The sequence below is a fragment of the Bacillus cereus group sp. N14 genome (assembly GCF_016483555.1).
GTDB lineage: Bacteria > Bacillota > Bacilli > Bacillales > Bacillaceae_G > Bacillus_A > Bacillus_A wiedmannii.
Genome location: NZ_JAEHBQ010000005.1, coordinates 175,427 through 198,021, shown reverse-complemented (window position 1 = coordinate 198,021; position 22,595 = coordinate 175,427). Strand labels below are relative to the sequence as shown.

The following is a 22,595-nucleotide window of genomic DNA, read 5'->3' as shown; positions in this document are numbered from 1 at the left end:
TTTTTATCATTTCTTCTACAAGTAATTAAGAGTCAGTATAGCATATAGAAACAGATCTTAGGAAAGAAGCTATTAGGCAATTGAAATAAGCCTCTACTTTTACCGTATTTAGTTTAAGAATTAGTTTGTCCAATTCTTTTGAAACATAACTATAATAATTTAATTTCAATATCATAAGCAACTCAATTATTATATAGAAATACAAATTCAATGACTTGAGTTCAATGTTTTGTTACGCTATAAATAGCTTGATTTGTTTTTAACTTAAACATATTAAGAGTACTTAATAATTTTGATGAAGGTGTACTTACAAGTATTTCAGGAGATAGTGCTCAAGATTTACAGCAACAGGGAGACTTAAATCAGTCTAGTACTCTATCAAAAGAGGATGCAAAGAACCAGATTTTTAATCTATACGGGAACGATCTTAAATTTGTTGAGGAACCTGAGATCAAAGAAGTAGTATATGTGAATACGTCCTATAAAGTAAAATTTATGCTCTGGATCTTTAGCTCAGCTGGTTAGAGCAAACGGTTTATAACCGTTCGGTCGTAGGTTCGAGTCCTACAAGGTCCACTTATAAAAACAAGGAGAAAGCACTCAAATGGGGGCTTTCTCCTTGTTTTAATAAATAAAATGTCTTTTTTTCTTTAGCAAGGTTTATAAAATTCTAAGAGTTCAACTGGAATATTATTTTTGTATGCTATACATGCTTTTGTATCACCAGGCTGAATGGTCTTTTGGTCAATTAACAAAAGCGCAGCAAACGTATTTGCTTCTATCTCTAATTTGTCAACGGAAAAGAATGTATTCTTACGCAGAAAAGGTGTATTTGCATGAGTATGTAGGACTGCATGTCCTAATTCATGAGCACAAACAGTTCTCTGCATAGATGGAGATAAATTAGTATTAATAACAATGAAACGATTTCTTTTTTCATATTTATAAAAACCATTTATTTCTTCATGTAAATCCCATGTTAGTACATGTATTTTTAAGTAATCTGCAAGCTCATAGGGGTTTGTCGTGTTGTATTTGTTGCTAAGTTGTTGGACTAGATCTCTAATGACGAATTTCAATGTATTCCCTCCTAAGCTCGCATCAGTTATCGTCTGGGTTACGATATTTCTTAGGCACGTATTTTTTATTGATTACTTTCGTTTGTTTTACAATATACTCCATTGCATCTAATAGTGATTCTACAGCTTCTTGACTCATAGGTTCACCAGAGAACATTAAGCCATCTTCTCCTTGAAGGTCTTTTTTTATTTCTTCCATTCTTTTTGCTATGTCTTTCTCATCTTTTGGCGTTAATTGCTTCTTAGTTTCGTCCGTAACAGCTCGTCCTAGTAAATAGTCAGCTGAAACTGAAAAACAATCCGCTAATTTAGTTAGAACATCATGTGGAGGGAATCTTTCTTCTGATTCGTAGTAGCCTATCATTCTTTGGGATACTCCAATTTTTTCAGCCAATTGTTTTTGTGTTAAATTTTCTTTTTTTCGTAAGGATTTTATTCTAACTCCTATCACATTGTTCACCTCTCTGATTGAACTAATTGTTCTCTTTTGAATTTATTTTAGCACAAATTGTTCTTTTTTGCATTGACACAGAACAATTAGTTCTGTAATCTGTATTTAGAACTAATTGTTCTTTCGGAAGTGGGATAATGGGAAATAAAATGTACGATCCGCAAAAGAATTTATATAAAGAAATTGCACATTATTGTGGAGTGACTGAACGGTATATTCGAATGGTTGATCAAAAAGAAAGAACTCCATCAATGGGAACAGCTAAGAAGATTGCTAAGTATTTTGATATGAGTATAGATGCTCTTTTTTTTAGTAATAAATCGAACTTAAAGTTCTTTTTAATGTCGTGTTGGTTTGAAAGGAATAAAAAGTAGGTTTCATCATGGGGAAGTTATTGATAGTGAGTACAGAATCTCGAATGTAGGTATTTGATCTTAACAATAGTGGAGAGGTAGATATTATGGGGATTTTTAGAGTTAAAAAGGATAATAATTATTCCGTTATTAATAATACGGGTTTAAAAGATAAAAGGCTTTCTTGGAAGGCGAAGGGGATATTAGCATACATACTTACACTTCCAGATGATTGGGTGTTTTATAGGGAAGAATTATCGCAGCACGCAAAAGATGGTATTAATAGCTTAAGAGCTGGAATGCAAGAATTAAAAGAGTACGGATATATTAAGAGATTTCCTATTAAAGATGTAAAAAACAAAATTGTCAGGTGGGAGACTATTATTTACGAAATCCCATTGGAGGATTTTCCACCAGTGGAAAACCCACCTGTTGATAATCCTGTTGCTGGGAACCTAACGGTGGAAAACCGCAAGCTACTAAATACTGATATACAAAGTACTAAAGAACTAAATACGGATATACCAAATACAAATTATCATCATGATAATCAAGATAAATCACTATCACAAAGATTGATGGATGAAGATTTTAAAATAGCTTATAGCTATTTGCTGAAAAACGGTATTTCGTTAAGTAAAATAGCTATCGCAGAGCTTGGTGAATTTTGTGGAGTATTGGGAAGTGAATTGGTTCTTGAAGCAGTAAATAGATCTCTTGATGAAAATGTACCGAAATGGAGATATGTACGTGGGATTCTCAAAAAGTGGGAAACAAAAAAAGTAAAAACACGAAATGACGTAGCTGTACTAGATGAACAGTTTGATCTTAGTAAAAATAAAAAACAATCTGGTTCAGGATACACAAAACGAAATGAAATGGTACCAGGATGGTTACATCAAAAGGAAGATGAAGACTCAGGAGAACAACATAGACATATTAATGAGGTAACGATTGAAGAAGAGCGTGAGAGGTTAAAAGCTTTATTAAGAAAATACAAATCACAATAAATATCCGTTTTTCCGATTAAATTGATTATTAAGGTTAGTTTATCTTTGGTTACATCAATAAAAGCAGAATTTAAATAAAGAAAAGTAGGGGGATTATTGTATGTTTGACTGGCTGAAAGATTATCAGAAACTAGAAGAAGAAATTACATATTTAGAATATAACTTAGACAAATCAAAAGCGGAATTAAAGCGCTGGACTAGTGGTGACTTGCAACATGTACGATTAACCGCTGAATCGGAAGGGGCTAAAGTAGAAGACCGGATTGAAGCTATTGGATATGAATTAGGACATAAGATGAATGAAGTGTTCAATTTAAAGATTTTAATTAATAAGTTTACAGGACTAGATCATCAAATACTCAAAATGAAGTATGTTGATGGAATGACCTTAGAACAAATAGCGTTTGACTTGCATTATAGTACAGGCTATATCCGACGAAAACACGCTGAAATAAGAAAGATTGTTAAGTTTTTAGATGGGTTTTAATGTTACCTTTTTGTAGGCTACATGCGGTGTACAGAAAGTATTGAAAAAGTGATTTATAGTAGTAATATAAGATTTCGACGAAAGAGCAACTATTTTATGGTTGCTCTTTTTGTTGTGAAAGAAGCTAAGTACTATGGAGTAATTCAATAGGTTAATAGGTATTTAGAAGTTAAAAGTACTTAGTAAAATAGTAGTGTTTGGTCCAAAAATAATAGGGAAATAAGGAGATGTTTAGTAATGGGTATGTTAGCTGCGTCAGTTAAGACAAAGAATTTGCCGCAACGGGTCCTCCGATGGCAGACAATGGTAGAAAATGAATGTAATGCACAAGGGGTACCTGAGTTAGTACCTTATGTATTAGGAATTATTATGGTGGAAAGTGATGGTAATGCTGAACAGACGCCCGATATTATGCAGTCAAGTGAATCTCAAGGGAGACCGATGAATTCAATTGACAATCCTAAGGAGTCAATTCATTACGGGGTAATGCACTTAATAGGAGCTTTTGCAGATGCAAAAAAATATGGTATTACAGATTTAAGTGCAATTGTTCAAGCATATAATTTTGGGCGTTTTTACATCCGTTGGTTAGCCTCTAACAATAAACAGCATTCACTGCAGGTGGCAGAACAGTATTCTAAAACTGTTGTTGCGCCATCTCTTGGAAATAGCACTGGCGCAATGATTCGATATAGTCATCCTATCGCTGTGGCATACAATGGTGGCTATAAATATAAAAATGGTGGAAATTTCTTCTATGCTGAAATTGTTAAACAGTATGTAGATTTTGTCGGAGGAGTTGATCCTACTGATGTAGATACGCGTAAAAACGTGACGCTACCTTCTGATTGGTTAACTAATAACTTAGGTTGGTTACAATGTATAGAACGACAATCTTGGGTGTATAAAGAACCAAATGAACTTGCGGAAGTAGTAGGAAAGATTCCTCTTGGCAGTGGGCATGTGTATTTAGAGACTGCATGGGATGGGAAAAGATTTTGGTTTAAAATTGCCAATGATAACTGGGTTCCTGAAACAGTAATGCGTATTGAAAAAGATGGTAGAAGTAAAGGTGTCATTTGGAATGAATGGGATGGGCTAGAATGTTACCATCACGCAAATTACAACAGTGGTATACGCGATCGAGTAAGTGTAGGCCAATGGGTAATTGAGTTTAGAGATAACAACTGGATTTATATTACAGATAAAGGCTGGGTAGAGTTTGACGAAAAAATTATTCGTTGGATTCGATAGATTTGTTAAAAAGAAGAGTAGGTCCTTATGGAGCGACTCTTCTTTATTTTTTATTAATTAGAATCACAAGCTAAATAACAATGTAGCTAGAAAAAGGATTTCTATCAATGATTAACAAAGGAGCATGTATAAATGAAGAAAATAGCAGATATATCTTATCATAATGGAAATATAAATTGGGCTGAAGCGAGTAATGATTTGGAGCTGGCTATTATTCGTGTACAATATGGATCTAATAAGGTTGATTCAAAATATAAAGAATATGTCCAAGGTTGTAAAGCATATGGAGTTCCATTTGGTCATTATGCTTATGGATGTTATACAAGTGTCCAAGACGCTATTGTAGAAGCAAGAGATTTTATGAATCGTGCAGACAAGGATGCAAAATTCCTTGTATTGGATGTAGAAGATGACACACTTGCTAGTTGTGGACCCACTAACTTAGCAAAAGCATCTCAGGCCTTCATTGATACATGTCGTGCAGCGGGCTGGAAAGTTGGATTATACGTGTCACATCACATGTATACAAGTTATGGACTAAATAGTGTGAGTGCAGATTTCTTATGGATTCCTCGTTATGGTGGCAGTAAACCTGCATATAGCTGTGATCTATGGCAATATACTGAAACTGGTAGGGTTGCAGGAATTACTGGTAATGTAGACTTAAATTACTTAGTAGGAAATAAAACTATTGAATGGTTTATAGGAAAGGGCTCTAATTCAAATAATCCTGATCCTACAGATGTAGACACCCGAAAGAATGTATCATTACCACCAGATTGGTTAACCAATAACTTAGGTTGGTTACAATGTGTAGAGCGACAGTCTTGGGTATATAAAGAACCAAATGAACTTGCGGAAGTAGTAGGAAAGCTTCCTCTTGGCAGTGGCCATGTATATTTAGAGAGTGCATGGGATGGGAAAAGATTTTGGTTTAAAATCGCCAATGACAACTGGGTTCCTGAAACAGCAATACGTATCGAAAAAGATGGTAGGAGTAAAGGTGTCATTTGGAATGAATGGAAAGGATTAGAGTGTTACCATCATGCGAATTACAACAGTGGTATACGTGATCGAGTAAGCGAAGGACAATGGGTAATTGAGTTTAGGGATAACAATTGGATTTACATTAAAGATAAAGGTTGGGTAGAATTTGATGAAAAAATCATTCGCTGGATTCGCTAATTAAAAAAATTATTTGTATTAAAGTAAAACTAAAAAAGATGAAACATATCGATAGGATAGTTTTAGAACAAATAGCGTTTGACTTGCATTATAGTACAGGCTATATCCGACGAAAACACGCTGAAATAAGAAAGATTGTCAAGTTTTTAGATGGGTTTTAATGTTACCTTTTTGTAGGCTACATGCAGTGTACAGAAAGTATTGAAAAAGTGATTTATAGTAGTAATATAAGATTTCGACGAAAGGGCAACTATATTTATGGTTGCTCTTTTTGTTGTGAAAGAAGGTGAGCAACATGAAGTAATTTTATAGATTAATGGGTATTTGGCTGATAGTCATATTTAATATGGTAGTAGTTTTTTAGGCAAGCATAATGGGAAAATAAGGAGATGTTTAGTAATGAGTATATTAGCTACTTCAGTTAAAACAAAGAATTTGCCACAACAAGTGTTACGTTGGCAATCAATGGTAGAAAGTGAATGTTCTGCACAAGGAGTACCTGAGTTAATTCCTTACGTACTTGGAATCATTATGGTGGAAAGTGACGGGAATTCTGAAAAAACACCTGATATTATGCAATCAAGTGAATCACAAGGGTGGCCAATGAATACAATTAAAAATCCTAAAGATTCAATTTATTATGGAGTAAAGCATCTAAAAGGAGCTTTTGATGATGCGAAAAAAAATGGTATTACAGATTTAAGTGCCATTGTTCAATCATATAATTTTGGACGAGCTTACCTTCGCTGGTTAGCTTCAAACAAGAAACAACATTCATTACCGGTGGCGGATCTGTATTCTAAAACGGTTGTTGCACCATCACTTGGAAATACAACAGGTGCCATGGTTCGATATAGTAATCCAATTGCTGTGGCATACAATGGTGGCTACCGATATAAAAACGGAGGGAATTTCTTCTACGCTGAAATTGTTAAGCAATATGTTGATTTTGATGGGGGAACTAATCCTTCTGAAAATAAAGAACCATCAGAGTGGGCGAGAAGTGCATGGAAGTGGGGATTAGAAAAAGGAATTGTAGATGGGAATTCACATCCACATGGAACGGTAGTAGAAGAAATCTTGGTACACATGTTACAACGTGTATACAACAACAAAGTATTTTTAGGTACTGGAAGTGCAGTATCCTTCGCTATTGATACAAGTTACCGGAATGGAGAACCGTCAGAATGGGCGAGAGACGCATGGAAGTGGGGTCTAGAAAAAGGGATTGTAGATGGAAATTCACATCCACATGGAGAAGTGACAGAAGAAATTCTGGTACACATGTTGCAACGTGTATACAACAACAAAGTATTCTCAGGTACTGGAAGCTCAGGAGCATTTGTCACTAATGTAAGTTATCAAAATGGAGAGCCATCAGAATGGGCGAGAGATGCATGGAAATGGGGATTAGAAAAAGGAATTATAGATGGGAATTCACATCCACATGGAAAAGTAACAGAGGAAATTTTAGTACACATACTACAACGATGTACAAATAATGGGGTATTTAAGTAATTATAAGATTTTCATATTATAAAGATTCTTGTCAAATAAAAAAGTAAACGAAGGTACTCATTTAAGTACCTTGATTATACTGTGCAAAAAAGAAAGGAAGATTAGTATGGCAAAGTTTATTTATCCAACAGATACAACGAGAGTAACAAGTGGTTTTAGAGGCAGCAGACCAAATCACCATGGGATAGACCTTGCTGAAGCAGGGTATCATCCGATTTATGCAGCGGCTAATGGAAAAGTTAGTCGCTCGTATTTTTCATCTAGTTACGGTGAATGTATTATGATCGTGCATACTATTGATGGAGTTACATGGGAGACTGTATACGCTCATATGCGTAGTGGTTCTCGAACGGTGAACGTAGGAGATTATGTTACCCAAGGACAAACTATTGGAGTTATGGGGAACACTGGGGATTCTAGTGGCCAACACTTACATTTTGAACTGCATAAAGGCGGCTGGAATATTAATAAGAGTAATGCTGTGAACCCATTAGACCATTTAGGAAAAGGACCTGATCCTTCTGAAAATAAAGAGCCATCAGATTGGGCAAAAGATGCATGGAAATGGGGATTAGAAAAAGGAATTATAGATGGAAATTCTCATCCGCATGGAACAGTTTTAGAAGAAATTTTAGTACACATGTTACAGCGTGTATACAATAACAAAGTATTCTTAGGTACTGGAAGCGTAGTATCGGTTTCTATTGATACAAGTTATAGAAATGGGCAACCATCGGAATGGGCGAGAGATGCATGGAAATGGGGACTAGAAAAAGGAATTGTAGATGGAAATTCTCATCCACATGGAGAAGTGACGGAAGAAATCCTGGTACACATGCTGCAACGTATATACAATAACAAAGTATTCTCAGATACTAGAAGTACAGTGTCAATCGCCTCTAATGTGAGCTACCAAAATGGAGAGCCATTAGAATGGGCGAGAGATGCATGGAAATGGGGATTAGAAAGAGGAATTATTGATGAGAACTCACATCCACATGGAAAAGTGACAGAGGAAATTTTAGTGCACATTCTACAACGATGTGCGAATAATGGAGTATTTAATTAAATAAAAAGCCTGATTCTTATTCTGCTAATCCCTGTCTAATAGACAGGGATTAAAATTTATAATTAGAAGATTTAAATTCACAAATCGTTTGTTTTTAGTGTAGCTGAACTAAGTGTATACAATCTACGTTGTGTTTTAGAAATAGTATATGTTTACTAGAAACATATTTTTGATATTAGGTTACGACGTAAGTGATCCGAATTGGTAGTTTTTCTGTTAAATACTGCACTCATTAAATATCTGAATATTCTTTCGAGTCGGAGAGTAAATATTACTCCTTTAATTAAATTAAGATATTATTTTTCAAACTACATAGCAAAATTTACGTACTAAATGAGATTGTTAGAAAATCAATAAACAAAATTAAAACGGGAGAGGAAGATATGACAAATACACATCCAGAGGAAAATCAATTTCAGAACCAAATTCTAAATCAAATCATGCCAAGTGATGACAATCAATTTATGGAAATTGATGACGTTGTGGATAATTTAGTGAATGCTGGGATTATTACCGCTAGCAATTTTAACGTCAACGTGGAGCTGTTTAGAGGAAGTCCAATTACTGTTTCCATTGTAAAAACGGGAAACCCAGCAACAGAGGTTCCTACAAAAGTAGTTACCGAGGATAGTATTGAGGGACAAATTGAGGTGGACGTTAAACCAGAAGGGATTAAATAATGAGATGAAAAGACGAGTATATGTATATTAAGATTTTTAACTTTTAATTAAATACGAAGTAGGAGAGAGGTGGAAATAATGGATGGTTTGCAAGAGATGAAAGGTGATGTTCAGGAAATAAGACAAGATATTAAAGATATACGATTAGAGATTAGAGGTCTAGAAATGAGGACAGCAGGTAATGAAAAAGACATTATTAATATTAATAAGCAATTAGATAAGATTAGTGCAAATACAACATGGATATTACGCCTTATTATTGGTGGAATAATTGGAGCAGCTCTGACCTTCCTCTTGAAAGGTGGCGGTATGTAATGATTGAAATTACGGCAATGATTGGGGCTGTTATAGGGTTATCGCAAATTGCTAAAACAAATGGATTGCAAACAAAATATATTCCGATATTTAATTTGACGCTTGGCATTATACTGGGTGTTTTATTTTTGTCTCAAGATATCAAAATGAATATATTTCAAGGAATGATTATCGGATTGTCAGCAAGTGGATTGTTTGACCATACGAAAATTATAAAAAAGGATGACAATAGGAAATGAAAAAGAAATCCAAATTAACCCATGGAATGATCGTATCATGGAAGAAGAACACAAGTGGTTATTAGAACCAAACGCGAAAATTTGGCCCGAAAAGGAATAGACGAAAATAAAAACGAGCACTCCTATTTATAGTGATGAAGTGACCCCTAAAAGTTAGACACGGTTATTTTATCAAGCTGCCTTAATCCGTTTTGTATTATAATAATCTGTATATATTTCTAATTCTATTTTAAAATGCTCTACACTTTCAAATTCTTTTATGTAGAGGAACTCCGCCTTCATAATTCTGAAGAAATTCTCTATTACTGCGTTGTCGTAACAGTTACCTTTTCGAGACATGCTCTGTACAATAGCTCTTGATTCAAGTGTACGGACGTATTGTCTCATTTGATAATGTCATTCTTGATCAGAATCCATCAGTAGTTGGTGATTTTCAGGCAAATGTTCTAATGCATTCTCTAACATCTTTGAAACAAGTGAATACGTCGGTCTAGAACCAATTGTATAGGTAATAATTTCACCATTATACAAGTCTAATACAGGTGATACATACAGTTTCTCTCCAAACAATGTAAACTCTGTGATGTCCGTTACCTATTTTTGATTCGGTGCATCTGTATAAAAATTACGCTCTAAAATATTAGGTGCAATTCTACCGACTTTTCCTTTATAGGATTTATATTTCTTCATATGCACAACACACTTTAATCCAAGCTCTTTCATAATGCGTTGAACCTTTTTGTGATTCACTTTCTGACCACGATTCGTTAATTCATCACGAATGCGACGGTAACCATAACGACCTTCATTTTCCTCATAAATCGCTTTCATCTCAGCTTTCAAATCGGCATCTACATCTGGACGATTCATTTTCTTTACTAAATTATAATACGTGCTTCGTGGAATATTAGCTAGCTCCACGAGTACCTTCACCGAATATTTATGCCTTAATTCATAGACTACTTGCGCTTTGTCTGGTCTCGTGATTTTTCCAAACAGAAATCGTTGAAGGGGCAGGAATGTTAAAAATAGCTGCCGTCTCAAATAAGGACATACCGTTTTCAATCATAAAGTTTAGTACGTCTAGTTTAAATTGTTGTGTGTAATTTGTACAACGTTTTAGAAAAGCTTCCACACCATTCTGTTTATACTGGTTTACCCAATTCAAAATAATTGTGTTACTTATACCGATCGCTCTACCCATTTTTCGATAACTTTCATTTCCGTTCAAATACCGTAGAACGATTTGTATTTTTTCATCAGCTGTAAATTTAGCCATAGAAAAACTGCACCTCCAATTGTTAGACTGTGTCTAACAATTGGAGGTGCAGTTCAGAATAAGATGCTCTTTTTGTATCAATCACATAGATTCGTTTTCGGGTGAGGTAAAAAACTCGTTGATTTTGTTGGAAAGTAGAAATGGAATGGCTCCTTTTATAATAGAAATATCCCAGTCCCACCATGCGAGATTTTCTAGTTTGTCAATCGTTTCTTGCGGGAAACGATATCGAATAAATTTTGCAGGATTACCAGCTACAATTGCATATGGGGGTACGTCTTTTGTAACAACACTCTTTGCCCCAATAATGGCTCCGTTACCAATTGTAACACCAGATAAAATGCAGGATTGATAACCAATCCATACATCGTTGCCGACTACAATGTCGCCTTTTGAAGAAGGATGACCAGTAATATGTGCTCCTTCATTAAAAAATGCATTAAATGGGTATGTCGTTATCCAGTCTGCGCGATGTTCACCGCCAAGTATAAAAACGACTTCTTCTCCTAATGAACAAAACTTACCTATTTTTAATTTTGTTTCATCATTCCAAGAAAAAATGGTTGGACCTACTTTACTATAAGTATAATCACCAATATCATATTTATTATATTCAGGTTTTTGATTTAAAAATAACATAACAAATTTAGCATCCTCTCTAAAGCAAGTAATGGATATGGAATATTATATGCAACTTGGAATAAGTCGAACTGTGTTGTATGAATTGGTAATGCACAAAAATAGTAGTAGGCGTAATGCATAAAAAAGGAGTGGAATGAATGATATACGAAATGGGATTATATAATAAACCTTTTCAATCAATTCAATTAGGAAAAAAAGTATATGAAGTACGTTTATACGATACAAAACGTCAACTTATAAAACAAGATGATAATATTGTATTTACGAACCTTACGACAGCAGCAACGATGACTGTAAAAGTAACGGAAATAAAACGATACGCAAGCTTTAAAGCAATGTACGAACAAATTGATCACAAATTATTGGATTGTGAAAATGATAGTTTAGAGGAAATGCTAGAAAGTACATACAAAATATATACGAAAGAACAAGAAAAAAAGTGGGGAACAGTTGCGATTCGTATTGAGGTAATAAAATGATAAGAAATCGCGGCGGGGCTATCATTGTGCAGGAAGGGAAAATTGCTCTTATAAAACGTATTCGAGAAGGGGAAACATATTATGTTTTTCCAGGCGGAGGAATTGAAGAAGGAGAAACAGCTGAAGAAGCAACAAAGCGAGAAATTTATGAAGAATTAGGGGTACATATAAAAGTGGAGCATCTCATTGCAAAGGTGGAGTATAAAGGTACGGAGTATTATTTTAATGCCCATATTATAGATGGAGTTTTCGGAAGTGGTAAAGCTGAAGAATTCAAACTGAAAGATAGAGGGAGTTATATTCCGTTATGGTTGCCGATACACGAGTTGGAAAAAGTGAGTATAAAACCGTATGAAGTGGTCGGAAGTATATGTAATCATTATAAAAAGTAAGGTCTGACAACATACAAAAAAAACCATTGACATAGTCTTCTGATTTAAGTATTGTATTCGAGTATGTTTATAATCAGGAGGTTTATATGAGCAATCAAACTACTACACATCATGTGAAAATGACAACAGCAGATCCATCTGGAATTGGTCTATTTGGATTAGCGATGGTAACACTTGTAGCATCATCTCAAAAGTTAGGCTTAACAGATGGCGTTTCACTTGTATTACCGTGGGCAATCTTTTTAGGAGGATTTGCACAAATCTTTGCGTGCATTCACGATGCAAAGCATAACAATACGTTCGGTACAACAGCATTCGGTGCCTACGGCCTATTTTGGTTAGGTGTTGGAATGACTTGGTTAATTCAACTTGGAGTATTTGGCGAAAAATTAGCACAAGCTGCAGATTCAAAACAGCTGGGTGTAGCCTTTATTGGATATTTGATTTTCACAATCTTTATGACAATTGGTGCAATGGAAACACATAAAGTATTATTTATGATTTTCGTCCTTATTGATTTCTTATTTATTGGTCTTTCATTAAGTACTTTAGGTGTTATGCCGCATGCAATGCATAATTTAGCAGCGTATTCTGAACTATGTATTTCATTATTATCTTTCTATGGTTCAGCAGCAGCAGTGTTAAATACACACTTCGGTAAAGTTGTATTACCAGTTGGAAAGCCGTTTGGTATTTTTAAAAAGTAATAAAAAAGCACAGGTGATTGTATAGTCATCTGTGCTTTTTTATATGGAATAAATAAAAATGAAAAATATAATTGAAATTGATTCTCATTATTAATATAATGAGAATGAGAATCATTTATTGTAAGAGGGGGATGCCGAAGTGGCAAAAATTTTAATAGCCTATGCAAGTATGTCAGGAAATACAGAGAGTATTGCTGATTTAATAAAAGTTAGTTTAGATGCTTTTGATCATGAAGTAGTATTGCAAGAAATGGAAGGCATGGATGCTGAAGAATTATTAGCCTATGATGGAATCATTTTAGGATCTTATACGTGGGGCGATGGTGAATTACCGTTTGAGGCGGAAGATTTCCATGAGGACTTAGAAAATATAGATTTATCAGGGAAGAAAGTAGCGGTATTCGGATCAGGTGATACGGCGTATGAACTATTTTGTGAAGCGGTAACGATATTTGAAGAAAGACTTGTAGAACGCGGTGCAGAGCTTGTACAAGAAGGATTGAAAATCGAACTAGCTCCAGAAGATGAAGAGGATGTTGAAAAATGCAGTAATTTTGCAATTGCATTTGCTGAGAAGTTCTAAGAATGGGAGTGTCAACGTGGAGACAATGTTAAGTGCGACCGCTATTACAAAGTTAAGAGATGGAAAACTTATGTTAGCTACTACATATAATGGCTTATTTATTGAACGAGACGGAGAATGGAAACAAATATTAAATGGTTTTCAAAAACGAATTAGGGATTTACATAGCGAAGATAATGTAGTGTATGGTGTAGGTGACGAAGGGATTTTTATTCGTAGTATGAATGGTGGGGAGAACTGGACGGTTCAGCGTTTTCCAACAAAAGCAACGAGTTGGAATGTGTGTAGTAATGTACAAGGAACAGTCATTGCTCATGGAGATAAAACGTTGTATCGTTCTAATGATTTTGGTTCGACATGGGAAACCATTCATCCATTTCTTGAGTATGGTGGCGGGGCACCATCTATTCGATCGTTATTTTTATATAAACATTACTTATTTATTGGTACGAAAATACATGCTAAATATGGTGGTGTTTGGCTCTTTAATTTGGAGACACGTAAATTAAAGAGGATTAAAATCGTGATGAATCAGATGATCTCAGCGTTGACTGTACACAATTCTTATATAGTAGCAGCGAGTGGATCGTGCAAGGGGATTAGCGGGAATATTTCTTTTTGTAAAATAGATGAAAGTATTGAGAGTGAAAAAACATATTGGCACACATGTCAAAGTGAGCAGAAAGCAAGTAGCTATTTAGCCTTGAGTGTAGATCAACATGTGCTATATACAACGTCAACGCAAAATAAGGCGGGGATTAGTACGGTTTGTCGTGTACTATTAGAAGAAGGACTTGTTACAGTATGTGACTCAGTTAAAGGGCATGGCTGGCGCATCGTTAACCAAAAAGAGGGTTATGTTGTAGCTGGATCAGGTGAATCAAAAGCGATGCAATGGAAGAAAAAAATTATATAGCAAAAAAAACTTTACTTTTATTATATTGATATGATATAGTTACTTTAAACCATTTTACTTTTAATAATATAGAGATTTAAATGAGCTGTAACTTCCGAGGAGGATAGCAATGTTAAATCTCCTCTGGGGTTGCAGTTTTTTAATTTTTGAAGTATTATTGTAAAGTGGTTGAAAATGAATATGTACATATAGGTACATTGTAGGAGGATTTTTTAAATGCAAAACGGTAAAGTAAAATGGTTTAACGCAGAAAAAGGTTTCGGTTTCATCGAAGTTGAAGGCGGAGAAGACGTATTCGTTCATTTCTCAGCTATCCAAGGCGACGGCTTCAAATCTTTAGAAGAAGGTCAAGAAGTTACTTTCGAAGTAGAACAAGGTAACCGTGGACCTCAAGCTACAAACGTTAACAAGAAGTAATTATGGAAAAAAGAAGGGCTTGCCCTTCTTTTTTTTTGCATTTTTATTGAATAACCTCCTATGTACATATAATAATGAGATTAAATTTTCGTTTATTAGACGAAGTATTTCATGCATAAAGTGCATGAATAAATAAATACTGAAAATAGAGTATGTGTGTGAAAAGGAATTTAGAAAGAGGTAAATAAATTGGAAAACGCTACACATTTTATTGTGTTCGATATAGAGAGAAATTTCAGGCCGTATAAATCAGAAGATCCGTCAGAGATAGTTGATATCGGAGCTGTAAAAATAGAAGCAAGTACAATGAAGGTAATTGGAGAATTTTCGGAGTTAGTAAAGCCGAGTGCACGACTCACTCGTCATACGACAAAATTAACAGGAATTACAAAGAAAGATTTAATTGGTGTGGAGAAATTCCCGCAAATTATAGAGAAATTTATTCAATTTATCGGAGAAGACTCTGTATTTGTTTCATGGGGAAGAGAAGATTATCGTTTTCTATCTCATGATTGTACGTTACACGGTGTAGAATGTCCATGTATGGAAAAAGAGAGCAAATTTGATTTGCAGAAGTTTGTTTTCCAAGCGTATGAAGAGTTATTTGAGCATACACCAAGTTTACAATTTGCAGTAGAACAGCTCGGTTTAACGTGGGAAGGAAAGCAGCACCGAGCTTTAGCGGATGCTGAGAATACAGCGAATATACTTCTTAAAGTATATAGCGAGAGAGACATTCATAAACGGTACAAAAGACATGGTGAGCTTGAACTTGTAGAGAACGGAAAACTAACAGAAAAAGCGAAAAAAAAGATGCGAAAATGGGTATTTAAAGAAATGAGAAAAAATACAGAGCGTCCTTTCGTTTGGAGTGCATTTGAAAGTAGTGACACGTGGGAAAGTATAACGGAAAGATATTATATAAGTGAAGCTACAATAGAACTTCTGAAAAAGCATTTTCCTACGGCGGTGAGAAAAGCGGAAAGGCAGATTAGGTATTTGGCTGAGATGGAGGAGAATGTAGAGGTTAAATGACATTCTCCTCTATTTCTAGCTACATAAATTTAAATTCATTGTACTGATGGATGAATAAAGTATTCATATTAAATAGGAATTGATTTGTTGTGATTAGGCCATTATAATTGCTTTGAAAATTAAGGTGTGGTAAGAATTTTTAAATACATTCATAAAATTAGAGCCCATAGAAATGAAAGAGGGTAGAGTTAAATGGAAGCAATCTTTAACATTGTAACAGTTTTAGTTTTTGGGATAATATTTACCACGCTATTAGCAGTAATTACACTTCCTTTCATAGCAAAGAAGAAGAATTGGAAAAAGCTTAATATATCTTTAAAGCGTGGTGTATTAAAGATTAAAATCGAAGAGTAAATATGAGTTTTATACAAGGGAGGTGTGATAGTGATAGACTTGGATATTAAAGACGTCACCGTACAGATGGAATTAAACGGTGTCTTTTGGAATGAGGATGGGCTTGCTGAAATGACGGTGACTACAAAAGCTGAGCATTCTCTTATTCTTCGTCTAGTAGTTGACTTAGAAAGTAAAACTATTAGGGCGACGAGTGCCGAAATAGTGAATGGATTCTGCCCTCTGTGCAAACAGAAAAGGGACGAATGTAGTGAACTTAATGACTTGCAAAACAAAATGGATATTTTAGAAGAAGCCTATGATTGGGTAAGAGAGCATCCAGAATATCGTTTTCAATTATCTTTTTACGAGTACAATAAATTTGAGGTAGTGAAGTGAAATTTTCATTTTACCAACATACATAGTGACTACTCTAATGGAAATACGCTTGTACAACAAGGAAGGAATCTACTGGATTCTGCAACAATTGTTATCTTGGATTAAAAATAAACATATTTTGTTATAAAGCAGAAAAACCGATTCTACTAAGAATCGGTTTTTAATATAAAGGTCAACTAAGTTCAAAATAAAAGAGCGCTTATTAAAAGCGCTCAGTAAAAATAGATATATGGAAGGATTTATTCAATCCCGTTCGGATCATAAGAATACTGCTGCTTATTCTCAATCCGCTCAATCACATCTTGCAATTCATCTGGCTTCAGAAATTCAATCGGAGAGAAGCCTTTCTCAAACGTAAGTGTATCAGCTTCGATCATTAGTACGTATCGGTCATTTACTTTTGCGATATGTATTTGATCCCCGAAATCAGCAAGCAGGGCCTTCACAGAGATATGATCTGCTTTTAACTTTAATTCCACTTCAGGAGCATGCTCGACGATTTGAGCGGTAGCCTCCATTACTTCTTCAGTTGAAAATTGTTCCATAATTTCGCGTTTCGGACTGGCAGCCCATACTTCCATTGCTTGGTCGAATTGTTCGCGTTCTTCCGTACCTTCTTCAAATACATCTTCAATTTGGTCATATACCATGTCCATTACTTGTGTTTTCATAATTTCAGGCATAGAGCGTTCGTACTCGACGAATTTTAAGAAGTCTTCAAAGTAGCGGGCGTGTGATGCTTGGTGAATTTTTAGTTCGCCTACTTCAACCATACCTTCTTCAGGCATGTACGGATATTGGATAGATTTCATATTTTTTGTTGTGATGGCCATTTCAACGTTACGAATCAGTGTGGATTCATCTGAAATAGAAGCGACTTTCGGTTCGAAGTCACATTTCATAACGAAAACGAATGGATCATCAAAGTATTTGCGTAGTTTTGCTTGCGCAATTAAAAATACACCACCGCGTACAGCACTTGTGTCCAGATATGTATAAACGAGAGGTTCACTCATATCTTTGAAGTTTTCTTTTGTTTCCGCAAAGCGAATGCGATTAAAGAGGTTGTAATGAGGGTTTGAATCAAGTTCGTGCCCTTCTTCTACAATGAAGCGACCAATCTTTGTCGGAGCTTGTTCTGTTTTCGCATGACGTTCTACTTTTCGCTTTGAAATTTTTAATAATTCACCATTCAAAAATTCTTTTAAGGAGCTATCTTCATACTCTTCAGCGTCTAACGTTTGAAAATGTTTGTAGCGTTTATCAACAGCTTCACCTTTTCCTTCTACTTGTACAACATAAAAGGAAAGATAATTTATTTCAAAATCCATATTTATCACCTTGTTTCATTTCATTAACTCTTATCAGTATAGAGATGGAAAAAACTTTCGTCAATTTATATAAAGGAAGGGGGAGCCCCTTCCTTTATATATTTTTTACTTTCGCAATTAAAATCCGTCTTCTAATGCTGAAAATGGAATGTTTAGTCTGTTTTCTATTGTACGTAAACGCTGGTTTAAGCGGTTTAATCTACGTGTATGACGCTCAACCGTGTTTTCTAATTGACGTACTCTTTGTTCAAGCTCATTTACTCGTCTTTCTAGTTGACGGTTTCCAGTACCAGGAAAAGAGATTGGAAGTTGGAATTGTCGATTTTGATCATATGGATTAACTTGTTCTGCTGGATCTATATATTGTTGGTATTGTGCTTGTAAATCATATTGAGGTTGATAACCATTTTGGTTATATGGATCGTATGGATTGTAGGGGTACATAAAAATATCCTCCATTTCTTTAAAATAGGTTAATTCACCATAATGTATGTGTGAAAGCGGAGTGTGGCACGGCAAATACCTATTTATGTTCACAAGGTGTTTCTTTATAAATAAGAATATGGAGTTTTACATTTGTATTTCTTTCGTTTTATGGTATATACTGGATAAAAAGGTGAGGTTACATAAAGGTTACAATTCTATCGAACTCCAACTTTTATGTAAATATGTATAGACATTTAGAAAAGAAAAGAGTAATTTATATAGAGTGAAAAATAACTTGTAACATTTTATAAATATATTGTAAAATGATTGTAACAAAACATACATAAAAATGAAATAATACATAAAAGTAATATTGGGAAAAAGGGGAGAGTATATTGTTCCGTAAAGTAAAGGGTATATTAGTTGGGGTGTTATGTGTAGCTATAGTGAGTGGTTGTGGTGCAAAAGTAAGTGATGTTGCATTAGTAAGTGACATTGGTGGCCACACGGTAGAGGCTAAAGCAGAGGTGCAGGATTCTATTAGTTTAGTAGATGGTCGTACTGGTACGGAAGTGAAAAAACTAGATTTATCGAGTCTAGGTTATTTTGAAGATGAAGCAAAATTTAAAAAATCGGTAACGAAGGTTGCTAGTGAGGTTGGGAAAAGCGTTGATAAAAAGATGGTTCCTTCACGCGTAGCACCTGATGGAAGTTGGCAAGAAGGAAAACCTGCTTATGAGTTAATGGAAAAAGAATTAGTAGATAAATTATTAAACGTTGGTATGTGGGACTCTTCCTATCAATTACCTATTGTTGAGAAAAAGCCTATCGCAACATTAAGTGATGCGCAAGGAAGTGGTACGGTAATTGGTAGATATGAAACGAATTTAGGTGGCTCAGCAGGTGGCCGTATTGAGAATATTCGCTTGTCAGCAGCGGGCATAAATGGAGTTGTATTAGCAAAAGGAGACAGTTTCTCTTTCAATGCATTAATTGGTGATACAACGCCAGATAAAGGATATCAACTAGGAAAAGAAATTGTAGATGGTAAATTAGTAGATGGATACGGCGGTGGTGTTTGTCAAACATCATCAACATTATACAATGCAGCAGATCAAGCTGGTTTGAAAATGGTAGAGAGAACGACACATTCTAAAACGGTAGGTTATGTTCCACAAGGAAGAGATGCTACAATTGCGTATCCATACTTAGACTTAGTGTTTGAAAACACGAATGATGCACCTGTGAAACTTTATATGGGCATTCAAGGTGGAAAGTTAGTTGCTGAAGTACATAAAATGAGATAAGAATAATAGTAGACTGTTTCGTAAAGTCACCTTTTCTGAAAGTTAGAAGAGGGGGCTTTTTTATTATGGAAATAAAAAAGATTATAAATTCTGACTTTTCTTATTTACATAGGGTGATTTTAGTTGTATCCTTCATAGTAACGGTTATATGTATTGGAAATATATAAGGATAAGGAGATGGAGTTATTCATGGTACAAATTCATCCGAAAACACGTATTGGTCATGTTGAATTTAAAGTGCAAAATTTAGAGCGCCAAATTGCTTTTTATGAGAATGTAGTAGGCTTAGAAGTAATTCAGCGTGAGGAGAATAAAGCATATTTATCAGGAAAAGGTGGAAAGAACACGTTACTTGTTCTTGAAAAATTAGAGGACGGGGTATTGCAAGAGCCGCGTACGACTGGTATATATCATGTAGCTTTTTTAGTTCCAACTCGTGAGGCTTTTGCTTCGGCATTATTTGGGGTGATTCGTAATAAGAATGTAATTGATAGTCCGGATGAGCAAGAAGGACGTTATACATATTCAAATGAAATTTTACCGATCTCAAGGTTTAATAGTGCAAGTGATCATACATATAGCGAAGCGTTTTATTTACAAGATTTAGAGGGGAATGGTATAGAAATTTATGCAGACCGCCCGCGTGATCAATGGGGAGAAGGACCAGGAGGAAGTACGCCGCTAGATTTAAAAGAACTGGCAACGCTCGTTGATTATGAGGTTGATGGATTGCCTGCTAATACTGTCGTTGGGCACGTACATTTACGAATAGCGGATGTAGAGAAGTCACACGAGTTTTATGTAGAGACAGTAGGATTTGAAGTGCAACAGCGTGAAGATGACTGCTTATTCATTTCTGCAGGAGGATATCATCACCATATAGGTGCAAATACGTGGAACGGAGTAAATAATCCACATCCACCAGCGTATGCAACTGGACTTAAGGTATATACAATTGTATTACCGCATAAAGAAGCGTTAGATGAAGTGAAAGAAAGATTAATAGAAAAACAACATAAAGTAAACGAAAGTACAAACGGATTTACAGTAGTAGATCCTAGTGGTATTACAGTGCAGTTTGAAATAGAGACAGCATAAAAGAAGTCGGAAGGTGTATAATCACTTTCCGACTTCTTTTTGATACGTAATCCAAGTAGCACAAGGATTGAAAGGAAAGGATTTTAATATCTCCATTGCATATATACTCGTTGAATCGAATTCACCTTGAATGAAAGAATAACCATGTTCACTTGCATACATAGATTGTTTGAAAACGAGAAGTTTCAGTAAGGATAAATTTTCTGTAGTGTGAGTCCCACACCATCCTAGTTCTACCGTATTATCTCTTTCTGATGTATGGAGGAAAGAGTACGCAATAATTTTATTTTCTTCATCTATCATTACAAAGCTCCCATCTAGTAACACATCATCAGTTAAGATCTGTTCTTTCCAAGTTTCGAGCGGGTATGAGGCAACGGGATTTGCTAAGTGAGTATCCTCATAATTCGTTTTTACTAAGTGAGCTAGCTTTTCAAAGAAGCTATTATTAAACTCGATGTTTGATAAGGTTTGTACATGATAATTTGAATGAAGCATTGTATCGATAGCTATGATTTTTCGTACGTCTAATATCGGCATATATGTTCTTCGGATTTCCGTAAAATTATGTTCTTCATAATAGGCTTTTAAATGAGCCGATGTTTCCCATATAGAGGTTTGTAATGGTAATTTGAAGTTTTCTCGTTTTAGAATCTCGGTTAAAAAAATTTGTTCTATGTGTAGCACTGAATAGAAAGGGTTCGTATATATTCGAAAGTATGTGCAGTATGGATGGAAGTTATTATTCCAGGTGAGAAAGGTGCCTACTACATCTTTTTTATAGTAGGCAACATATGCACATTTTGTTTTATTATCTCGTAATAAATTAAATAGATAAGAGTCTTCATTGTATAAATCAATAAGTTGTTTTACTTTTAGCTCATTACTTCTACTATATTTCTCTATAACAAGATTATTTTTATCGGATGACTTTTTCATAGCTTAATCCAAAATCTTCTTACTACATTTCCATCTTCCTCGATGAAATCATCATCACGAAGCCCGCCGTTATGTAAAATTGTTTTTTCTGATCCTGTATTCACTTCGTCACAAACGACAAGTACTTTCTCGATGTTTAATTCCTTCGTTTTTTCTAGCGATAATTCTAATAACTTCGTAGCATAACCTTTTCTTCTTTCAGAAGGGCGAATGCCATAACCGATATGACCTCCAGCGTTAAATAAATGCTCGGTTAAACTATGACGTATATTAACAGCTCCTACAATTTTATTTTCATCTGTAACGAGCCAATACGTAGAGTCTGGTACCCAAGATTCAGGGAGGTTTATTCCGTTATGCGCATCGTGAAGTTCTTGAATCATTGCCGTGAAATTAGAGGGGTCTTTTGAGATAACCCATGGAATCATTGTTTCACCGCTATCTTTCCATTCTTTATAAAAATCTAAGTATTCTTCTTGTAAATCGGTAGTAGGTGTAAGTAAAGAGACGTTCATTGTTAGTAAGCTCCTTTATTTATGTAGTATTTATAAAAAATTACGATACAAAATGAAAGCGTTTTCTAAACTTTCTCAACCTCATTTTATGCAATCCATATCCCGTTTTTAAATGGAAAGTAAAGTTTATGGTTTTTCGTATAAAAAGTGGGCTGAA

At 34.9% G+C, this 22,595-nt stretch carries 28 protein-coding genes, 1 tRNA gene and 3 pseudogenes; 24 read left to right on the top strand and 8 right to left on the bottom strand.

Going from position 1 to position 22,595, the window contains the following annotated elements; translation table 11 throughout:
- Positions 1-294: 294 nt before the first annotated feature.
- Together JDS82_RS29715 and JDS82_RS10520 are read left to right on the top strand one after the other, a co-directional pair.
- Positions 295-474: pseudogene (locus JDS82_RS29715) on the top strand (M4 family metallopeptidase); the annotation flags it as partial.
- Between the two features lie 28 nt (positions 475-502).
- Positions 503-576 (top strand) — tRNA-Ile (locus tag JDS82_RS10520).
- Positions 577-650: 74 nt separating this feature from the next.
- On the opposite strand, the gene JDS82_RS10515 is transcribed toward JDS82_RS10520, so the two are convergent.
- Positions 651-1,079, bottom strand: coding sequence for an ImmA/IrrE family metallo-endopeptidase (locus JDS82_RS10515; protein ID WP_000673783.1), 429 nt, complete (start codon positions 1,077-1,079; stop codon positions 651-653).
- 22 nt (positions 1,080-1,101) lie between these two features.
- The gene (locus JDS82_RS10510; protein ID WP_000580595.1) at positions 1,102-1,530 is read right to left on the bottom strand and encodes a helix-turn-helix domain-containing protein; all 429 of its coding nucleotides are present in this window, start codon (positions 1,528-1,530) and stop codon (positions 1,102-1,104) included.
- A 137-nt stretch (positions 1,531-1,667) separates the two neighbouring features.
- Between JDS82_RS10510 and JDS82_RS10505 the strand changes: the two genes are divergently transcribed.
- From JDS82_RS10505 to JDS82_RS10455, 11 genes and pseudogenes are all read left to right on the top strand, one after another.
- Complete coding sequence (locus JDS82_RS10505; protein WP_000527105.1) at positions 1,668-1,904, top strand: helix-turn-helix transcriptional regulator; 237 nt, start codon at positions 1,668-1,670, stop codon at positions 1,902-1,904.
- Positions 1,905-1,990: 86 nt separating this feature from the next.
- Entirely contained in the window at positions 1,991-2,893 is a 903-nt protein-coding gene (locus tag JDS82_RS10500) for a DnaD domain-containing protein (protein WP_061672840.1), read from the top strand.
- Positions 2,894-2,993: 100 nt separating this feature from the next.
- Complete coding sequence (locus JDS82_RS10495) at positions 2,994-3,380, top strand: hypothetical protein (protein ID WP_000460741.1); 387 nt, start codon at positions 2,994-2,996, stop codon at positions 3,378-3,380.
- A 237-nt stretch (positions 3,381-3,617) separates the two neighbouring features.
- Positions 3,618-4,634: a lysozyme family protein gene (locus JDS82_RS10490; protein WP_061672839.1), complete on the top strand. Its 1,017-nt coding sequence runs from the start codon at positions 3,618-3,620 to the stop codon at positions 4,632-4,634.
- 132 nt (positions 4,635-4,766) lie between these two features.
- Positions 4,767-5,819: a glycoside hydrolase family 25 protein gene (locus tag JDS82_RS10485; protein WP_199713204.1), complete on the top strand. Its 1,053-nt coding sequence runs from the start codon at positions 4,767-4,769 to the stop codon at positions 5,817-5,819.
- Between the two features lie 399 nt (positions 5,820-6,218).
- Positions 6,219-7,337 (top strand): lysozyme family protein, encoded by a 1,119-nt coding sequence (locus tag JDS82_RS10480; RefSeq protein ID WP_000025241.1) that lies wholly within the window; start codon positions 6,219-6,221, stop codon positions 7,335-7,337.
- Between the two features lie 106 nt (positions 7,338-7,443).
- Complete coding sequence (locus tag JDS82_RS10475; RefSeq protein ID WP_001051383.1) at positions 7,444-8,406, top strand: M23 family metallopeptidase; 963 nt, start codon at positions 7,444-7,446, stop codon at positions 8,404-8,406.
- A 383-nt stretch (positions 8,407-8,789) separates the two neighbouring features.
- Positions 8,790-9,086: a hypothetical protein gene (locus JDS82_RS10470; RefSeq protein WP_000185567.1), complete on the top strand. Its 297-nt coding sequence runs from the start codon at positions 8,790-8,792 to the stop codon at positions 9,084-9,086.
- Between the two features lie 78 nt (positions 9,087-9,164).
- Positions 9,165-9,401: a hemolysin XhlA family protein gene (locus tag JDS82_RS10465; RefSeq protein WP_000348873.1), complete on the top strand. Its 237-nt coding sequence runs from the start codon at positions 9,165-9,167 to the stop codon at positions 9,399-9,401.
- A complete protein-coding gene (locus tag JDS82_RS10460; protein ID WP_000570181.1) occupies positions 9,401-9,640 on the top strand; it encodes a hypothetical protein in 240 nt (79 codons plus the stop codon). The genes JDS82_RS10465 and JDS82_RS10460 overlap by 1 nt, the downstream gene beginning before the upstream one ends.
- A 13-nt stretch (positions 9,641-9,653) precedes the next feature.
- Positions 9,654-9,740 (top strand): annotated as a pseudogene (locus JDS82_RS10455) (5-deoxy-glucuronate isomerase); the annotation flags it as partial.
- A gap of 71 nt (positions 9,741-9,811) precedes the next feature.
- On the opposite strand, the pseudogene JDS82_RS10450 reads toward JDS82_RS10455, so the two are convergent.
- Together JDS82_RS10450 and JDS82_RS10445 are read right to left on the bottom strand one after the other, a co-directional pair.
- Positions 9,812-10,919 (bottom strand): annotated as a pseudogene (locus JDS82_RS10450) (IS3 family transposase).
- A gap of 81 nt (positions 10,920-11,000) precedes the next feature.
- Positions 11,001-11,558: a CatB-related O-acetyltransferase gene (locus tag JDS82_RS10445; protein WP_046954606.1), complete on the bottom strand. Its 558-nt coding sequence runs from the start codon at positions 11,556-11,558 to the stop codon at positions 11,001-11,003.
- Positions 11,559-11,698: 140 nt separating this feature from the next.
- Between JDS82_RS10445 and JDS82_RS10440 the strand changes: the two genes are divergently transcribed.
- The 9 genes from JDS82_RS10440 to JDS82_RS10400 all read left to right on the top strand — a co-directional run bounded on the left by JDS82_RS10440 (position 11,699) and on the right by JDS82_RS10400 (position 16,822).
- The gene (locus tag JDS82_RS10440) at positions 11,699-12,040 is read left to right on the top strand and encodes an ASCH domain-containing protein (RefSeq protein WP_199713203.1); all 342 of its coding nucleotides are present in this window, start codon (positions 11,699-11,701) and stop codon (positions 12,038-12,040) included.
- The gene (locus tag JDS82_RS10435) at positions 12,037-12,432 is read left to right on the top strand and encodes an NUDIX hydrolase (protein WP_000620841.1); all 396 of its coding nucleotides are present in this window, start codon (positions 12,037-12,039) and stop codon (positions 12,430-12,432) included. Before JDS82_RS10440 ends, JDS82_RS10435 begins: the two co-directional genes overlap by 4 nt.
- An 86-nt stretch (positions 12,433-12,518) precedes the next feature.
- Positions 12,519-13,139, top strand: coding sequence for an acetate uptake transporter (locus JDS82_RS10430; RefSeq protein ID WP_000070936.1), 621 nt, complete (start codon positions 12,519-12,521; stop codon positions 13,137-13,139).
- Positions 13,140-13,278: 139 nt separating this feature from the next.
- On the top strand, positions 13,279-13,722 hold the full coding sequence (locus tag JDS82_RS10425; protein WP_001062763.1) for a flavodoxin: 444 nt from the start codon (positions 13,279-13,281) through the stop codon (positions 13,720-13,722).
- Positions 13,723-13,738: 16 nt separating this feature from the next.
- Positions 13,739-14,638 carry a WD40/YVTN/BNR-like repeat-containing protein gene (locus JDS82_RS10420; protein WP_000449522.1) on the top strand — a complete coding sequence of 300 codons (900 nt, stop codon included), beginning with the start codon at positions 13,739-13,741 and terminating at the stop codon, positions 14,636-14,638.
- A gap of 216 nt (positions 14,639-14,854) precedes the next feature.
- Positions 14,855-15,055 (top strand): cold shock-like protein CspB, encoded by a 201-nt coding sequence (gene cspB, locus JDS82_RS10415; RefSeq protein ID WP_001179147.1) that lies wholly within the window; start codon positions 14,855-14,857, stop codon positions 15,053-15,055.
- A 189-nt stretch (positions 15,056-15,244) separates the two neighbouring features.
- Positions 15,245-16,090 carry an exonuclease gene (locus tag JDS82_RS10410; protein WP_064056702.1) on the top strand — a complete coding sequence of 282 codons (846 nt, stop codon included), beginning with the start codon at positions 15,245-15,247 and terminating at the stop codon, positions 16,088-16,090.
- Positions 16,091-16,282: 192 nt separating this feature from the next.
- Positions 16,283-16,444 (top strand): hypothetical protein, encoded by a 162-nt coding sequence (locus tag JDS82_RS10405; RefSeq protein WP_000387289.1) that lies wholly within the window; start codon positions 16,283-16,285, stop codon positions 16,442-16,444.
- 30 nt (positions 16,445-16,474) lie between these two features.
- Positions 16,475-16,822, top strand: coding sequence for a hypothetical protein (locus JDS82_RS10400; RefSeq protein ID WP_000566109.1), 348 nt, complete (start codon positions 16,475-16,477; stop codon positions 16,820-16,822).
- A 239-nt stretch (positions 16,823-17,061) separates the two neighbouring features.
- Here JDS82_RS10400 and JDS82_RS10395 read toward each other — a convergent pair whose 3' ends face one another.
- The gene (locus JDS82_RS10395) at positions 17,062-18,153 is read right to left on the bottom strand and encodes a DUF3900 domain-containing protein (RefSeq protein ID WP_000345047.1); all 1,092 of its coding nucleotides are present in this window, start codon (positions 18,151-18,153) and stop codon (positions 17,062-17,064) included.
- Positions 18,154-18,270: 117 nt separating this feature from the next.
- Complete coding sequence (locus JDS82_RS10390; protein WP_116300170.1) at positions 18,271-18,612, bottom strand: hypothetical protein; 342 nt, start codon at positions 18,610-18,612, stop codon at positions 18,271-18,273.
- Between the two features lie 362 nt (positions 18,613-18,974).
- Here JDS82_RS10390 and JDS82_RS10385 point away from each other — a divergent pair, with 362 nt between their 5' ends.
- Positions 18,975-19,886, top strand: coding sequence for a VanW family protein (locus tag JDS82_RS10385; RefSeq protein WP_000488975.1), 912 nt, complete (start codon positions 18,975-18,977; stop codon positions 19,884-19,886).
- Between the two features lie 189 nt (positions 19,887-20,075).
- Entirely contained in the window at positions 20,076-20,984 is a 909-nt protein-coding gene (locus tag JDS82_RS10380) for a VOC family protein (protein ID WP_061672834.1), read from the top strand.
- A 21-nt stretch (positions 20,985-21,005) separates the two neighbouring features.
- Here JDS82_RS10380 and JDS82_RS10375 read toward each other — a convergent pair whose 3' ends face one another.
- Positions 21,006-21,923, bottom strand: a complete 918-nt coding sequence (locus JDS82_RS10375; RefSeq protein WP_199713202.1) for a GNAT family acetyltransferase — start codon at positions 21,921-21,923, stop codon at positions 21,006-21,008.
- Entirely contained in the window at positions 21,920-22,438 is a 519-nt protein-coding gene (locus JDS82_RS10370) for a GNAT family N-acetyltransferase (RefSeq protein ID WP_001103112.1), read from the bottom strand. Before JDS82_RS10370 ends, JDS82_RS10375 begins: the two co-directional genes overlap by 4 nt.
- Positions 22,439-22,595 lie beyond the last annotated feature (157 nt).

What these genes read in the sequence shown, in the direction of transcription:
- JDS82_RS10505 (WP_000527105.1), top strand. Translation starts at nt 1,668, where the DNA reads ATGGGAAATAAAATGTACGATCCGCAAAAGAATTTATATAAAGAAATT.
- JDS82_RS10500 (WP_061672840.1), top strand. Translation starts at nt 1,991, where the DNA reads ATGGGGATTTTTAGAGTTAAAAAGGATAATAATTATTCCGTTATTAAT.
- JDS82_RS10495 (WP_000460741.1), top strand. Translation starts at nt 2,994, where the DNA reads ATGTTTGACTGGCTGAAAGATTATCAGAAACTAGAAGAAGAAATTACA.
- JDS82_RS10490 (WP_061672839.1), top strand. Translation starts at nt 3,618, where the DNA reads ATGGGTATGTTAGCTGCGTCAGTTAAGACAAAGAATTTGCCGCAACGG.
- JDS82_RS10485 (WP_199713204.1), top strand. Translation starts at nt 4,767, where the DNA reads ATGAAGAAAATAGCAGATATATCTTATCATAATGGAAATATAAATTGG.
- JDS82_RS10480 (WP_000025241.1), top strand. Translation starts at nt 6,219, where the DNA reads ATGAGTATATTAGCTACTTCAGTTAAAACAAAGAATTTGCCACAACAA.
- JDS82_RS10475 (WP_001051383.1), top strand. Translation starts at nt 7,444, where the DNA reads ATGGCAAAGTTTATTTATCCAACAGATACAACGAGAGTAACAAGTGGT.
- JDS82_RS10470 (WP_000185567.1), top strand. Translation starts at nt 8,790, where the DNA reads ATGACAAATACACATCCAGAGGAAAATCAATTTCAGAACCAAATTCTA.
- JDS82_RS10465 (WP_000348873.1), top strand. Translation starts at nt 9,165, where the DNA reads ATGGATGGTTTGCAAGAGATGAAAGGTGATGTTCAGGAAATAAGACAA.
- JDS82_RS10460 (WP_000570181.1), top strand. Translation starts at nt 9,401, where the DNA reads ATGATTGAAATTACGGCAATGATTGGGGCTGTTATAGGGTTATCGCAA.
- JDS82_RS10445 (WP_046954606.1), bottom strand. Translation starts at nt 11,558, where the DNA reads ATGTTATTTTTAAATCAAAAACCTGAATATAATAAATATGATATTGGT.
- JDS82_RS10440 (WP_199713203.1), top strand. Translation starts at nt 11,699, where the DNA reads ATGATATACGAAATGGGATTATATAATAAACCTTTTCAATCAATTCAA.
- JDS82_RS10435 (WP_000620841.1), top strand. Translation starts at nt 12,037, where the DNA reads ATGATAAGAAATCGCGGCGGGGCTATCATTGTGCAGGAAGGGAAAATT.
- JDS82_RS10430 (WP_000070936.1), top strand. Translation starts at nt 12,519, where the DNA reads ATGAGCAATCAAACTACTACACATCATGTGAAAATGACAACAGCAGAT.
- cspB (WP_001179147.1), top strand. Translation starts at nt 14,855, where the DNA reads ATGCAAAACGGTAAAGTAAAATGGTTTAACGCAGAAAAAGGTTTCGGT.
- JDS82_RS10405 (WP_000387289.1), top strand. Translation starts at nt 16,283, where the DNA reads ATGGAAGCAATCTTTAACATTGTAACAGTTTTAGTTTTTGGGATAATA.
- JDS82_RS10395 (WP_000345047.1), bottom strand. Translation starts at nt 18,153, where the DNA reads ATGGATTTTGAAATAAATTATCTTTCCTTTTATGTTGTACAAGTAGAA.
- JDS82_RS10390 (WP_116300170.1), bottom strand. Translation starts at nt 18,612, where the DNA reads ATGGAGGATATTTTTATGTACCCCTACAATCCATACGATCCATATAAC.
- JDS82_RS10380 (WP_061672834.1), top strand. Translation starts at nt 20,076, where the DNA reads ATGGTACAAATTCATCCGAAAACACGTATTGGTCATGTTGAATTTAAA.
- JDS82_RS10375 (WP_199713202.1), bottom strand. Translation starts at nt 21,923, where the DNA reads ATGAAAAAGTCATCCGATAAAAATAATCTTGTTATAGAGAAATATAGT.
- JDS82_RS10370 (WP_001103112.1), bottom strand. Translation starts at nt 22,438, where the DNA reads ATGAACGTCTCTTTACTTACACCTACTACCGATTTACAAGAAGAATAC.